General features: G+C 62.1%; 11 protein-coding genes. 9 read left to right on the forward strand and 2 right to left on the reverse strand.

The window, feature by feature from the left end; translation table 11 throughout:
* Entirely contained in the window at window positions 1-1,134 is a 1,134-nt protein-coding gene (gene dnaJ / locus LAD35_RS16070) for a molecular chaperone DnaJ (protein WP_224149994.1), read from the forward strand.
* 135 nt (window positions 1,135-1,269) lie between these two features.
* Here the strand turns inward: dnaJ and LAD35_RS16075 are convergent, their stop codons facing one another.
* A complete protein-coding gene (locus tag LAD35_RS16075; RefSeq protein ID WP_224149995.1) occupies window positions 1,270-2,172 on the reverse strand; it encodes a LysR family transcriptional regulator in 903 nt (300 codons plus the stop codon).
* A gap of 84 nt (window positions 2,173-2,256) precedes the next feature.
* On the opposite strand from LAD35_RS16075, the gene LAD35_RS16080 reads away from it, so the two are divergent.
* Window positions 2,257-3,204 (forward strand): DMT family transporter, encoded by a 948-nt coding sequence (locus LAD35_RS16080; RefSeq protein WP_224149996.1) that lies wholly within the window; start codon window positions 2,257-2,259, stop codon window positions 3,202-3,204.
* Window positions 3,205-3,237: 33 nt separating this feature from the next.
* On the opposite strand, the gene LAD35_RS16085 is transcribed toward LAD35_RS16080, so the two are convergent.
* On the reverse strand, window positions 3,238-4,329 hold the full coding sequence (locus LAD35_RS16085) for a DUF4349 domain-containing protein (RefSeq protein WP_224149997.1): 1,092 nt from the start codon (window positions 4,327-4,329) through the stop codon (window positions 3,238-3,240).
* Window positions 4,330-4,591: 262 nt separating this feature from the next.
* Here LAD35_RS16085 and LAD35_RS16090 point away from each other — a divergent pair, with 262 nt between their 5' ends.
* The 7 genes from LAD35_RS16090 to LAD35_RS16120 all read left to right on the forward strand — a co-directional run bounded on the left by LAD35_RS16090 (window position 4,592) and on the right by LAD35_RS16120 (window position 13,795).
* The gene (locus LAD35_RS16090) at window positions 4,592-5,599 is read left to right on the forward strand and encodes a LysR substrate-binding domain-containing protein (protein WP_224149998.1); all 1,008 of its coding nucleotides are present in this window, start codon (window positions 4,592-4,594) and stop codon (window positions 5,597-5,599) included.
* 46 nt (window positions 5,600-5,645) lie between these two features.
* Window positions 5,646-7,070, forward strand: coding sequence for a 3-isopropylmalate dehydratase large subunit (gene leuC, locus LAD35_RS16095; protein ID WP_224149999.1), 1,425 nt, complete (start codon window positions 5,646-5,648; stop codon window positions 7,068-7,070).
* A 17-nt stretch (window positions 7,071-7,087) separates the two neighbouring features.
* Entirely contained in the window at window positions 7,088-7,213 is a 126-nt protein-coding gene (locus LAD35_RS16100) for an entericidin A/B family lipoprotein (protein ID WP_224150000.1), read from the forward strand.
* Window positions 7,214-7,278: 65 nt separating this feature from the next.
* Window positions 7,279-7,941, forward strand: coding sequence for a 3-isopropylmalate dehydratase small subunit (gene leuD / locus LAD35_RS16105; protein WP_224150001.1), 663 nt, complete (start codon window positions 7,279-7,281; stop codon window positions 7,939-7,941).
* A gap of 85 nt (window positions 7,942-8,026) precedes the next feature.
* Window positions 8,027-9,094, forward strand: coding sequence for a 3-isopropylmalate dehydrogenase (gene leuB / locus LAD35_RS16110; RefSeq protein WP_224150002.1), 1,068 nt, complete (start codon window positions 8,027-8,029; stop codon window positions 9,092-9,094).
* Between the two features lie 476 nt (window positions 9,095-9,570).
* On the forward strand, window positions 9,571-10,683 hold the full coding sequence (gene asd, locus LAD35_RS16115; protein ID WP_224150003.1) for an aspartate-semialdehyde dehydrogenase: 1,113 nt from the start codon (window positions 9,571-9,573) through the stop codon (window positions 10,681-10,683).
* Between the two features lie 337 nt (window positions 10,684-11,020).
* Complete coding sequence (locus tag LAD35_RS16120; RefSeq protein ID WP_224150004.1) at window positions 11,021-13,795, forward strand: FimV/HubP family polar landmark protein; 2,775 nt, start codon at window positions 11,021-11,023, stop codon at window positions 13,793-13,795.
* Window positions 13,796-13,809: the final 14 nt, after the last annotated feature.

The raw sequence follows: 13,809 nt of genomic DNA on the forward strand, positions 1-13,809 counted from the left end.
ATGTCCAAACGCGATTATTACGAAGTCCTCGGCGTCACCAAGACCTCCACGGAAGTCGAGATCAAAACGGCCTACCGCAAGCTGGCCATGAAGTACCACCCCGACCGCAACCAGGGCGAAAAGGCCAAGGAAGCGGAAGAAAAGTTCAAGGAGTGCAAAGAAGCCTACGAAATGCTCTCCGACAGCCAAAAGCGTGCCGCCTACGACCAGTACGGCCACGCTGGCGTGGACCCCAGCATGCGTGGCGGCATGGGCGGTGAAGGCTTTGGTGGCTTTGCCGAAGCGTTTGGCGACATCTTTGGCGACATGTTCGGCAGCGGCGGCGGCCGACGCGGCGGTGGCCCGCAGGTCTATCGCGGCAACGACCTGTCGTATGCGATGGACATCACGCTGGAAGAAGCGGCCAACGGCAAGAACGCGCAGATCAAGATTCCTTCGTGGGACGAGTGCGACACCTGCCATGGCAGCGGCGCCAAGCCCGGCACCCAGGTCAAGACCTGCTCCACCTGCCATGGCAGCGGCACGGTGCAGATGCGTCAGGGCTTCTTTGCCGTACAGCAGGCCTGCCCGCACTGCCGGGGCACCGGCAAGGTTATCCCCGAGCCTTGCGTCGCCTGCCATGGCCAAGGCCGCATCAAGTCGCAAAAGACGCTGGAAGTGAACATCCCAGCCGGTATCGACGACGGCATGCGCATCCGCTCCGCTGGCAACGGCGAGCCCGGCCAGAATGGTGGCCCGCCCGGCGATCTGTACATCGAGATCCGCGTGCGCAAGCATGAAGTGTTCGAGCGCGATGGCGACGACCTGCACTGCGAGGTACCGGTCAGCATGGTCACCGCCGCGCTGGGCGGAGAGATCGAAGTGCCCACCCTGGGCGGCAAGGCGGCCATCGACATTCCCGAAGGCACGCAGACCGGCAAGCAGTTCCGCCTGCGCGGCAAGGGCATCAAGGGCGTGCGCGCCAGCTACCCGGGCGACCTGTACGTGCACATCGTGGTCGAAACCCCCGTCAAGCTGACCGAACACCAGCGCAAGCTGCTCAAGGAGCTGGACGAGTCGCTGAAAAAAGGCGGAGCCAAGCACACGCCCAATAACCAGTCATGGGCAGACCGCCTGAAGAATCTGTTTACCTGATTGGAATTGCCATGCATTGCATGGCTCATGACAGCCCACTCAAAAGCACCAGCACGCTGGTGCTTTCTTTGCGGAAGAGCCAGGGAGGTCCAATAAGAGGCGCATTCGTTGCCTACCCACACCAACTGCCAAGAGTTAGGTAGAAGACAGCAGACCAGAAGTTGACGGTATGACACTGCTTTGCCGCAAGGTCTGCACCAGCAGTTGCTGCAGCCCATCAACCGCCGCGTTGCCGCGCGATGCCCGGCTGCGGTAGGCAGCCACCTCCATGGGTGCCAAGGGCCCCAGGCCGTGTTCGATGCCCAGTTGCTGCAGATGCGCAGGCGCGCTGCACTGGGTGAGCGCGGCCACAGCCAGCCCGCTTTCGACGGCGGCAATCTGCCCAGCCAGGCTGGAGCTGTTGTAGACCACCTTGTAGCGCCGCCCCTGCTGCGCGAGCGCATGCATGGCGCCCCGCCGCGCCAGGCTAGCCTCCTCGTACACGGCAATGGGCAGCGGATCGCGCCGCCACAGCTCAAACTGCGGCGAGCCCACCCAGACCATGGGCTCGTGAAACAGCAGGATGCCGCGCCGCGCATGGTCGCGCGAGACCAGCGCCACATCCAGATCACCCTGTGCCACACGGGGAATGAGCGCCGTCGATTGCTCGCAATTGAGCTCGATCTCCACACTGCTGTGGCGCAGCGCAAAGCGGCGCAGCACGGGCGTCAGGTACTTTTGCGCATAGTCATCGGGCACCCCCAGTCGCACGCGCCCGGTCAGCGGCTGGTTGTGCAGCGCCTGCTGCGCCTCGGCCTGCAGGTCGAGCATGCGACGCGCATAGCCCAGCAGAGTCTGGCCTTCGGGCGTGAGCTGCAGCCTGCGGCTGCTGCGGTCCAGCAGGCGATGGCCCATCGCGTCTTCCAGCTTCTTGATCTGCATGCTGACCGCTGATTGCGAACGGAACACTTCCGTCGCGGCACTGGACAGCGTTCCCGTGTCCACCACCGCCACAAAGCATTTGAGCCAATCGAGCTGCATGTCGCGCAGGTGTTCCATGGGCCCTCATTTATTCGATTATCGAAATATTGGATGCCAAATTATGCGCTTTTCGTTTTTTGCAGACAACAGGACACTGGGTTCATGCATCCCTCACCCAACGCCGCCATGGCGACCTCCATTCCCATTCCCCGGCAACATGCCGTCACCAGTGGCGCCTTGCCCTTTCTGCTGGGCTGCATGCTGCTTGGCACGGTCGGCGTGTTTGTGCAGGAAGCACATGCCGCCCCCATCACCGCCACCTGGTTTCGTTGCGCCTTCGGCCTTTTGGGGTTGACGGCGTGGATGGCCTGGCGAAGGCAATTGCCGCTGCTGCGTCTGCCGCGCCGCGCGGCACCATGGGTGCTGGCATCGGGCGTGCTCATGATTGCCTCCTGGGCTCTCTTCTTTCAGGCCATGACTTACACCTCGGCGGGGATGGCGATTGTGCTCTTCCATGTGCAACCTCTGTGGCTGTTGCTGTTTGGCGCGCTGTGGCTGGGCGAGAGGGTGAGAGGGCAGCGCCTGGCTGCCGTGCTGGTGGCGCTGTTCGGCCTCGCCCTCGCCACTGGCGTGCTGCAGCACCTTCCGCTATTTGGAGCAGAAGACCTTCACCAGAGCGGCTACTGGCTGGGCGTATCACTGTGCATGGCGGGCGCGGTATGCATGGCCGGCGTCACGCTCTGCGCCAAGAAGGCGCAAACCAGTGCCAGCGCCCTGGCGTGGTGGCAATGCCTGCTTGGCGCGTTGACGCTGTGGATCTGGCCCGTGCAATACGGATGGCCCGCCTGGGGAGGCGCATGGCTCTGGCTTGCCGGCCTGGGCCTCGTGCATACCGCACTGGCCTATACCCTGATCTATGCCGGCACGCTTCGCCTGCCCACATCGCGTATCGCCATCTTCCAGTTTGTCTATCCAGCCGTGGCGATCGTGATCGACTGGCTGTATTTCCGCCAGGCGCTGAGCACCGCGCAACTGATCGGCATTGCGGTGCTCACCGTCGCTATCAGCATGGCGGAGCGCCCCTCCCGCCCGCTCCCAGTCCGGCAATAGCGCAGGTGATCGGCAGGTGCACTCGCGCTGTGCTCATTCCACCGGGACAGGCCCATTGGCCACAGATTTGGCAGCCGCAGCGGCAGCCCGGCGCGCAAAGCGCCTGCGCAGACCCAGCCACAGCGGCACGCCAATCACCACCAGTACCAGGAGCCAGGGAATGAGCCCCGCAACCGTGACGACCAGGCTTTGCGCACTGAAGGCAAAGGTATCCCAGCTGCGCTGCCAGGTCTGCCGCCAAGGGCTGTAGGTACCGCTGACGATGACCCGCTGGGGCTGGAACTGCATCTGCACCAGCTGCTTGGCTGTTTCGCGCTCCAAGAGGGCGCGCTGGGTAGCGGCGGCATCGATTTCTGCCTGCACCTGCGACATGGTGTCGCGGATCTCGATCAGGTCCTGCAAGGTGCGCTTCACATTTTTCTCGCGCAGCAGCTCGCGCAGGCTGTCGCGGTATTCGCTGCGGTTATTGATCTGCGCTTCCACATCGATCACCTGGCTGGTCTTGTCTTCGGTGGATGTCTGGTGGTTGAGAATTTTCGCGTTGCCGCCCAGGGTGGCCGTCAGCATGGCAAAGTCGCGTGGGTTGATACGCATCGTCAGGTACGCACTGGCAGCGGATTGCGCAGTTTCCCGTTGCAGCGCAGAGCCCTCCACATAGCAGTCAAGCCGCTCACAGGTAGATTTGACCGTTTCCCACAAGCCTGCCAGCTCGGCGGCCGGGCTTTCAATCTGCATGCGGTGGCTGACCGCCAGAAAGCGCTGGCTGGGCGCCGTGCTGGCAGGCTGCGCGGTATCCATGCCTGCGCCAGCAGCGATGGAAGCCGGTGCTGGCACCGGTGCAGACATCAGCTTGGCAGCAGCCGCCTTCCCCGGCGCGGCCTCCTCCAGCATGGCACGCGGGCGAGCCCGCCTCTCCAGCGCCGCACCATCGTCCTGGGCCGTGCCAGATGTGAATGCTGCGGAATCGGCCACCACACCCTGCGAATCAGAAGCATTGGTAGAGGCATCTGGCGAACAGGCTGCTACCAGGGTGGTAGCAGCCAGCACCAAGGCCAGCAGGCGGGCCGAACGCGGAAATGCGGGCAGGCGCGGCTTGTCTGAATGAAATGGTGTGCGAAGGGTCATGGCAGCTTTCTCCGATGAAATGTCTTGGACAAGGACTGAATCGGTGCAAGGCCGGCAAAGGGGTCAATCCGTTACACAAGCAAACAAATTACTCCCAGCCCGACAGGCGGACGCGTCATGCCCTGCGGGCCAAGGGACAGCCACAGCGCTGTCACCGCATCGTCAAATTTCGAACACGCAAGCCATCGCAAATGGCGATGTCAAATTGCCTTTTATTGCGTAAAATGGCTTTTGCTTTCTAAAACCACGATACCTCCCCACCATGAAAAGCTCCGAGCGCAGTTTTGCGCGCCGTATCGACCTGACCTCGCTCCAGCTGTTTGTGGCCGTGTGCGAGCTAGGCAGCATCGGCCGCGCGGCGGAGCGCGAGTTCATTGCTGCATCGGCTGTCAGCAAGCGCCTGTCGGACCTCGAAACCGCGGTCGACACCCAGCTGCTTTACCGCCACAGCCGTGGCGTGACCTTGACACCTGCGGGCGAGAGCTTGCTGCACCACGCCCGCAATGTGTTGTTCGGGCTGGAGCGCATGCAGGGAGAGCTGTCGGAGTACGCCGATGGCGTGCGCGGCCATGTGCGCGTGCATGCCAATATCTCGGCCATCGTGCAGTTTCTGCCCGAGGATCTGGGCAGCTTTGCGCGCGAGCACAGCCAGATCAAGATTGACCTGCAGGAGCACCTGAGCGCCGACGTGGTCCAAGCCGTGCATGAAGGCACGGCAGACCTTGGCATCTGCAACCCGGACGCCGTGCAGGGCGCGGCCGAAATGGAGCTGCAGTCACGCCCCTACCGGTCTGACCACCTGATGCTGGTGGTGCCGCTCTCGCACGCGCTGGCCAAGCGCGACGCAATCAGCTTTGAAGAAGCACTGGAATGGGACATTGTCGGCCTGCAATCGGGCAGCAGCATCAGCCAGGCCATGCGCTCGGCATCGGCCCAGTTGCGCCGCCCGCTGCGCCAGCGCATCCAGGTAACGAGCCTGGACGCCATGTGCCGCATGATCGACAACGGTCTGGGCGTCGGTCTGGTGCCCGACCGGGCCTTCACTCTGATGCACGGCGTGGGCAACCTGCGCGGCATCCAGCTGACCGACGACTGGGCACACCGCGAGCTGCGCCTGATGGCACGCGATTTTGATGCCCTCCCCGTGACCGCACGCCTGCTGGTCGAGCACCTGAGCCCCCGGCTTGTCGCCGACGCGCTTGCGCCCGGTGACGATGCCGCCCATACAATCCGCGCCCTGCAACCGTCCATAGGACTTGGCGCGCTATAAATTTTGAAATTCCCCCATTACAAACACTTGACCGAAAGAGACCACGATGACCGGACGCACCCTCTACGACAAGATTTTTGACGAGCACGCCATCCACACCGAGGAAGATGGCACCACCATCCTCTATATTGACCGCCATCTGGTGCACGAAGTGACCAGCCCGCAGGCCTTCGAAGGCCTGCGCATGGCCGGCCGCAAGCTGTGGCGCGTGAGCTCCGTGGTGGCTACTGCCGACCACAACACGCCCACCACCGGCTGGGAACGCGGCTATGACGGCATTGAAGACCCGATCAGCAAGGAGCAGATCACCACGCTGAACGACAACATCGGCGAATTCGGCGCTGCCGCGTTCTTCCCCTTCATGGACAAGGGCCAGGGCATCGTCCACGTGATGGGCCCCGAGCAAGGCGCCACCCTGCCCGGCATGACCGTGGTCTGCGGCGACAGCCATACCAGCACGCATGGCGCATTCGGTGCACTGGCGCACGGCATCGGCACCAGCGAAGTCGAGCACGTGATGGCCACGCAGACCCTGCTGGCCAAGAAAGCCAAGAACATGCTGATCAAGGTGGACGGCAAGGTGGCACCGGGCGTTACCGCCAAGGACATCGTGCTCGCCATCATCGGCAAGATCGGCACAGCAGGCGGCACGGGCTACACGATCGAGTTTGCAGGCTCCGCCATCCGCGACCTGTCCATCGAGGGCCGCATGACGGTGTGCAACATGGCCATCGAAGGGGGCGCACGCGCCGGCCTCGTGGCCGTGGATGACAAGACCATTGAATACGTCAAAGGCCGCCCGCTCGCCCCGACCGGCGTGGAATGGGATCAGGCCGTGGCGTATTGGAAGACCTTGCACTCCGACACCGATGCCAAGTTCGACACCGTCGTCACCCTGCGCGCCGAAGACATCGTGCCGCAGGTCACTTGGGGAACCAGCCCCGAGATGGTGCTGGGTGTGGACGCCATCGTGCCCGATCCTGACAAGGAAAAGGATCCGAACAAGCGTGGCGCCATTGAACGCGCGCTCACCTATATGAATCTGGAACCCGGCAAGCCGATCAACGACATCTTTGTCGACAAGGTGTTCATCGGCAGCTGCACCAACAGCCGCATCGAGGACATGCGCGAAGCAGCCGCCGTCGTCAAGAAACTGGGCCAGAAAGTGGCCAAGAACGTGAAGCTGGCCATGGTGGTGCCCGGCTCTGGCCTGGTGAAGGCGCAGGCCGAAGCCGAAGGCCTGGACAAGATCTTCACCGCCGCAGGCTTTGAGTGGCGCGAGCCCGGCTGCAGCATGTGCCTGGCCATGAACGCCGACCGGCTGGAGCCCGGTGAGCGCTGCGCATCCACCAGCAACCGCAACTTCGAAGGCCGCCAGGGCGCCGGTGGCCGCACCCACCTCGTCAGCCCCGCCATGGCCGCTGCCGCTGCAGTACACGGCCACTTTGTAGATATCCGCCGTTTTGCCTGATCCAAGGAGCTATTGCGATGAAAACCCGTTTTGCATTCGTCACCATCGCGCTCGCCGCGCTGCTATCGGGCTGCAACACCGTCCATGGCATTGGCCAGGATGTGCAGGGCGCGGGCAACGCGATCTCGCGCGCAGCGCGCTAAAACTATCAAATATGTAGCTGTCAGCGCTTGGTACATGAGCGCTGATGGCCAAAAAGGGCTTCAACATGCAAAAATTCACCATCCACAAAGGCCTCGTGGCGCCCATGGACCGCGAGAACGTCGATACCGACGCCATCATTCCCAAGCAGTTCCTCAAGTCCATCAAGAAGACCGGCTTTGGTGTGAACGCGTTTGACGAATGGCGCTACCTGGACCAGCCCGGCCAACCCGGCGTGCCTGAAAGCGCCCGCAAGCCCAACCCCGACTTTGTGCTCAACCAGCCACGCTACAAGGGCGCCAGCGTGCTGATCGCGCGCAAGAACTTTGGCTGCGGATCGAGCCGCGAACACGCACCCTGGGCATTGGACCAATTCGGCTTCCGCGCCATCCTGGCTCCCAGCTTTGCCGACATCTTCTTCAACAACTGCTTCAAGAACGGCCTGCTGCCCATCGTGCTGCCAGAGTCCACCATCGACCAGCTGTTCCACGAGGTGCAGGCCTTCCCCGGCTATGAGCTGACCATTGACCTGGAGCGCCAGGTAATCGTGCGCCCGCAGGGAGAGGAAATCCCATTCGACGTGATCGCCTTCCGCAAGTACTGCCTGCTCAATGGGTTTGACGACATTGGCCTCACCCTGCGCCAGAAAGACAAGATCCAGGCCTTCGAAGCCAACCGCCTGGCCACCAAGCCCTGGCTGGCGCACAGCCTCGTGCAGGCCAAGGCCTGAATACCGGGCCGCGCCCACCACCCCCAAAAAACCCATCTAGCGCTTGATGGTCAAGCGCAACCAGCTATCAATAAGTGAGTCAATTATGAAAATTGCAGTATTGCCCGGAGACGGCATTGGCCCAGAAATCGTTGCAGAAGCCGTCAAGGTGCTGGATGCGCTGAAGCTGGATCTGCAGATGGAGTCTGCCCCTGTGGGCGGAGCCGCATATGAGGCCGCAGGCCACCCGCTGCCACCTGCCACCCTGAAACTGGCGCAGGAGTCCGACGCCATCCTGTTTGGCGCCGTGGGCGACTGGAAGTACGACACGCTGGAGCGCGCGCTGCGCCCCGAGCAGGCCATTCTGGGCCTGCGCAAGGCGCTGGGCCTTTTCGCCAACTTCCGCCCCGCCATCTGCTACAAGGAGCTGACCCACGCCTCCAGCCTCAAGCCCGAGTTGGTGGCAGGCCTCGATATCCTCATCATCCGCGAGTTGACCGGTGACATCTACTTTGGCCAGCCACGTGGCCGCCGCGTCTCGCCCGATGGACACTTTCCCGGCGCCGAAGAAGCCTTCGACACCATGCGCTACACCCGCCCCGAAATCGAGCGCATCGGCCATGTGGCCTTCCAGGCCGCGCAAAAGCGCGGCAAACGCGTGACCAGCGTGGACAAGGCCAACGTGCTGGAAACCTTCCAGCTGTGGAAGGACGTGATGACCGAAGTGGGCAAACAGTACCCCGATGTGCAGCTGGACCACATGTATGTGGACAACGCCGCCATGCAGCTGGTGAAGGAGCCCAAGCGCTTTGACGTGGTGGTGACCGGCAACATGTTCGGCGACATCCTGAGCGACGAGGCATCCATGCTGACCGGCTCCATCGGCATGCTGCCATCGGCCAGCCTGAACGACAAAAAGCAGGGCCTGTACGAGCCCAGCCACGGCTCGGCACCCGACATTGCCGGCAAGGGCATTGCCAACCCGCTGGCCACCATCCTGAGCGCAGCGATGATGCTGCGCTTCAGCCTCGGCCAGGAAGCCGCCGCGCAAAAGATTGAAGCGGCCGTGCAGAAGGTGCTGGCCCAAGGCCTGCGCACGCCCGACATCTACAGCGAAGGCACCACCAAGGTCGGCACGCAGCAGATGGGCGATGCCGTGGTCGCTGCGCTGTAAGACGCCAGCGCCATCACCATAGGCAAGGCGAGCAAGGGCAGGGATTCTCCCCTGCCCTTTTTCATTGTTGCGCCAGTTTGGAAGCCTTTGTTTGATCGGAACAACGGTCTATTCAAACGATGCAGAACTGATTTCGTCGATTTGACGATATTTTTTATAAATTTACGACGTAATTTATACTTTTTATACATATCGCCATTCGCTTCGATGCGTCAACACTTAAAAAGTATAAAAAATGCGTGCGCCGCAGCAAATTTTGGCGCTAGAATAGCTTCCACTATGTTTGCGCACCGCCCTGTTTCTTGGCTGAACACCATCTCCGCTATTGCAGCGGGTATGGCTGCGCGCGCAAGCATTTCCAAAACCACGACGATTACCGGCTGATCCAGCCTGGTTCGTCGTGCGCCTCCCACTGGCCAGACGAGCCAGGCAAATCAGCCCCGTGGCACAATTTTTTTGGCACACAAGGGCGTTATATGAGCAAGCAATTGGTAGGTTTGGTGGGCTGGCGCGGCATGGTCGGCTCCGTGTTGATGGATCGCATGCAGGCCGAGGGCGACTTCGAACTGATCGAGCCGGTGTTCTTCTCCACATCCAACGCGGGCGGCAAGGCCCCTGCCATGGCTGCGGTGCATACCCAGCTCAAGGATGCGAACGATATCGCCGAGCTGGCCAAGTGCGACATCATCATCACCTGCCAGGGCGGCGATTACACCAAGGACGTCTTCCCCAAGATCCGTGCCGCAGGCTGGAATGGCCACTGGATCGACGCCGCTTCCTCGCTGCGGATGGAGGGCGATGCCGTCATCGTGCTCGACCCTGTCAATGACGATCTGATCAAGCAAAAGCTCGCCGCCGGCGGCAAGAACTGGATTGGCGGCAACTGCACCAACTCCATCCTGCTGATGGGCCTGGGCGGACTGTTCAAGGCGGGTCTGGTGGAGTGGGTCTCTTCCATGACCTACCAGGCAGCATCGGGCGGTGGCGCCAACCATATGCGCGAACTGCTCAAGGGCATGGGTGTGGTGCACGCCGCCGTGGCGGACGAGCTGGCAACGCCTGCATCTGCCATCCTCGATATCGACCGCAAGGTCGCTGCCACCATCCGCGAAGACGTGCCGACCGAATTCTTTGGCGCTCCACTGGCTGGCGGCCTGATCCCCTGGATCGACGCCCAACTGGACAATGGCCAATCCAAGGAAGAATGGAAGGGCCAGGCCGAGGTCAACAAGATCCTCGGCACGGCAAGCCCCATTCCTGTTGACGGTCTGTGCGTGCGCATTGGCGCGATGCGCTGCCACTCGCTGGCACTGACCCTGAAACTCAAGAAGGACTTGCCCCTGGCCGAGATCGAAGCCCTGATCAAGAGCGGCAACCCCTGGGTCAAGTTCGTGGCCAACGAGCGCGCACTCACGGTCAAGGAGCTGACTCCAGCGGCCGTCACCGGTGGCCTCGAAGTGGCCGTGGGCCGCGTACGCAAGCTCAACATGGGCCCAGAGTACGTATCAGCCTTCGTGATCGGCGACCAACTGCTGTGGGGCGCTGCCGAGCCGCTGCGCCGCATGCTGCGTATCCTGCTGGGCAAGTGATCGCACTTCCCTGATTCTTCGGCCCCCGATACAGCACACCCTTTTGGCGCCCTTCAGCGCCAAAAAGGGTGTTTTTTCTTGCCTCAGGCCAATTTTCAGCATCCCCTTGGCGAAGGACAGATGCTGGCAAAGTTGTGCCTGAACAACATTATGAGTTGTGGAAATTTATGAGAATCCGTTTATCAGTACACAACCGCATTCGTTAACTTGTCACTCCAACACATTACTGGTAAGGTACTTTTTACTGATAATTACCAATTTTCGCGTCTGGGGGGAGGGATTCGGCATGAGTACAAAAGCAACCCCGTGCGCTTTCATAAATCAATCAAGTAGCACTATGCATCGCTGGAAAATCACTGCACTGGCCGCGGCCGTGGCCGCCATCGGCCTGTATTCGGGAGAAGCATCGGCTTTGGCACTGGGTAAGATCAATGTGAAGTCGGCTCTGGGCGAGCCCTTGCGCGCCGAGATCGAAGTCCAACAGATCACGCCGGCTGAAGCCGAGACCTTGCAGGTCAAAACCGCCTCCTCCTCCGTCTTCCGTGCCCAAGGCATGGATTACACGGGCACTGCCAGCAGCGTGAAAGCGCAATTGCAGCGCCGCGCCAATGGCACGGCTGTCATCGTTCTGTCTACCCAACGGGCCGTGAATGATCCGTTTGTCGACTACGTGATTGATGCCAACTGGAACTCCGGGCAGGTGGTGCGCAGCTACACCATGCTGTTCGACCCTCCCAATCTGAAGAAGGCCGAAGCAGCCGTCACCACCGCTCCGCAGATCACCAGCGATGCAGCGCCAGCCCCTGTTGCACGCCCTGCGCCTCCGGTGCGCGTGATCGAAGAACCACTGACCTCGGCAGACAGCACGCCTGCACCTAGCACCGGCAGCAGCAAGGCTAAATCCAGCTCCCGCGCCAACATTCCAGCCACGGCATCCAACCAGTCGGGCAGCGGTGATTCCGTTCTGGTGCAGCGTGGCGATACGGCAGGCCGTATTGCTGCCATGAACAAGCCATCCGGCGTATCGCTCGACCAGATGCTGATCGCCGTGATGCAGGCCAATCCGCATGCCTTCATTGGCGGCAACGTCAATCGCATGAAGTCCGGCGTGACGCTGAATATGCCAAGCGCCGAGCAGGCACGCTCCGTATCGGCCAGCAAGGCACGCCAGATGGTGGCAGCCCAGAGCCGCGACTTCAACAACTACCGCCACCAACTGGCCTCCAAGGCAGCGCCTGCCAATGTGGCAAGCGACACGCGCTCCGCCAGTGGCAAGGTAGAGGCCTCTGTCGACGACAAGAAGAGCAGCAATGTCGCACCAGATCAGCTCAAGCTCACCAAGGAAGCAGGCGTCAAGGGCAAGAAGTCGGCCGAAGCCAGCGTAGCCAAGGCCCAGGAGGCCAACGCTACACAAGAGCGCAAGTCCGAGCTGGACAAGAACCTGGAAGAGCTCAACAAGATCAAGGAGGCTGCTGCCAATAAGGCCACGGTGGTCGCGTCAACGGCAGCGCCCGCAGCCGCTCCAGCCCCGGCAGCAGTGGACAAACCTGCAGACAAGGCCCCTGGCATTGCCGTCACGGCGCCTGTGACCGCAGCAGCGACCTCCCCGGTGCCAGCGCCAGCAGTGACGGCGCCAGCCCCTGCGCCTACACCCGCCCCGGCACCCGCAGAAGCCGCTGCGTCGCCAGCTCCCGCAGCGGAAGCACCTGCGGTCGCTCCTCCACCTCCGCCAGCTCCCAAGCCGGCACCCGTTCCACCTCCCGCACCCGTCGAAGAGCCCAGCTTTGTTGACGACCTGATGGAGAATCCGCTACTGCCAGCGGCGGGCGGCTTGGCCGTGATCGCTTTGCTGGGCGGCCTGTGGTACCGTAACAAGAAGCGCAAGGAAGCGGCGGCTGGCGTTTCGGACTCGGTCATGGAAAGCAGCCTGTCGCAAGATTCCTTCTTCGGCGCCAGCGGCGGTCAGCACATCGACACGTCAGTCAGCGCCATGACGACGGGTGCATCCTCGCTGGCCTATACCCCCAGCCAACTGGATGCAGGCGATGTGGATCCGGTTGCCGAAGCCGATGTCTATCTGGCGTATGGCCGGGACCTGCAGGCAGAAGAAATCCTGAAAGAAGCACTGCGCACCAATCCCACGCGTAGCGCCCTGCATGCCAAGCTGGCAGAAATCTATGCCAAGCGCAAAGACCGCCTGGCACTCGAGAGCATCGCCAAGGAAGCGCGCCAGCTCACCAACGGCTCCGGCCCTGAGTGGCTGCGCATTGCTGCGCTGGGCCAGGAACTGGATCCGGCCAATGCGCTGTACCAGAACACCGCTGCAACCGTGCCACCCGTGGATGTCATGTCCGCTGCTGCGGTAGCGGCAGCCGCCGAAGCGGCACGCGCACAGCCTCTGGCCTTTGAAAACACGCAACCACCAAGTGCCGTCAATCGCAGCCAGAACGACACCCCCAGTGACTTTGGCCCGATTTCCGGTCTGGACTTTGCCATGAGCAGCCAGCTGACGGAAGCACCTGATGCGGCACCCGCATTCTCGGCGCCTCCTGCGAGCCCTGCGGCAGCTCTCGCAACCGGTGCCGCGGCGTTAGGTGCAGGCCTTGCCGCTTCTGCCGCCAGCCATCCTGCATCTGCACCGGCAGCCCCTGCGGCAACGATGGACGATTTTGATCGCCAGCTTGCAGAAGCCTTGAACATTCCTTCGGAACTCTCGCCCACGCCTTCCGCGCTGAGCGTACAAGGTCTGGAGACACAGCCTGGTGCGCTCGATTTCAAGATGAGCGATTTCGATACACCCAGCACCGCGCAGTTGCCGATCACCGACGCAACCACGCGCAGCATGGATTTCGACATGACGTCGCTGTCCGTGCTGGATCTTCCCCTCAATGGCGAACCCGAACGCACCCACCCCGCCTCATTGGCAGAGGACGTGCAAGGCCTGGAGATGGATGACAGCGATCCGCTGACGACCAAGCTGACCCTGGCCCAGGAGTTTCTTGCCATTGGCGACAAGGAAGGCGCGCGCTCGCTGGCGCAGGAGGTTCTTTCCGAATCCACCAGCCCGACCATCAAGGCACAGGCTCAGCGCCTGGTTGACCAGAGCCGCTGATGGAAACGGCCCCG

The organism is Comamonas odontotermitis (assembly GCF_020080045.1).
GTDB lineage: Bacteria > Pseudomonadota > Gammaproteobacteria > Burkholderiales > Burkholderiaceae_C > Comamonas > Comamonas odontotermitis.

Excerpts from the sequence above, each read along its gene's own strand:
- LAD35_RS16075 (WP_224149995.1), bottom strand. The coding sequence starts at position 2,172 with ATGGAACACCTGCGCGACATGCAGCTCGATTGGCTCAAATGCTTTGTG.
- LAD35_RS16090 (WP_224149998.1), top strand. The coding sequence starts at position 4,592 with ATGAAAAGCTCCGAGCGCAGTTTTGCGCGCCGTATCGACCTGACCTCG.
- LAD35_RS16120 (WP_224150004.1), top strand. The coding sequence starts at position 11,021 with ATGCATCGCTGGAAAATCACTGCACTGGCCGCGGCCGTGGCCGCCATC.
- leuD (WP_224150001.1), top strand. The coding sequence starts at position 7,279 with ATGCAAAAATTCACCATCCACAAAGGCCTCGTGGCGCCCATGGACCGC.
- LAD35_RS16100 (WP_224150000.1), top strand. The coding sequence starts at position 7,088 with ATGAAAACCCGTTTTGCATTCGTCACCATCGCGCTCGCCGCGCTGCTA.
- LAD35_RS16080 (WP_224149996.1), top strand. The coding sequence starts at position 2,257 with ATGCATCCCTCACCCAACGCCGCCATGGCGACCTCCATTCCCATTCCC.
- asd (WP_224150003.1), top strand. The coding sequence starts at position 9,571 with ATGAGCAAGCAATTGGTAGGTTTGGTGGGCTGGCGCGGCATGGTCGGC.
- LAD35_RS16085 (WP_224149997.1), bottom strand. The coding sequence starts at position 4,329 with ATGACCCTTCGCACACCATTTCATTCAGACAAGCCGCGCCTGCCCGCA.
- leuB (WP_224150002.1), top strand. The coding sequence starts at position 8,027 with ATGAAAATTGCAGTATTGCCCGGAGACGGCATTGGCCCAGAAATCGTT.
- leuC (WP_224149999.1), top strand. The coding sequence starts at position 5,646 with ATGACCGGACGCACCCTCTACGACAAGATTTTTGACGAGCACGCCATC.
- dnaJ (WP_224149994.1), top strand. The coding sequence starts at position 1 with ATGTCCAAACGCGATTATTACGAAGTCCTCGGCGTCACCAAGACCTCC.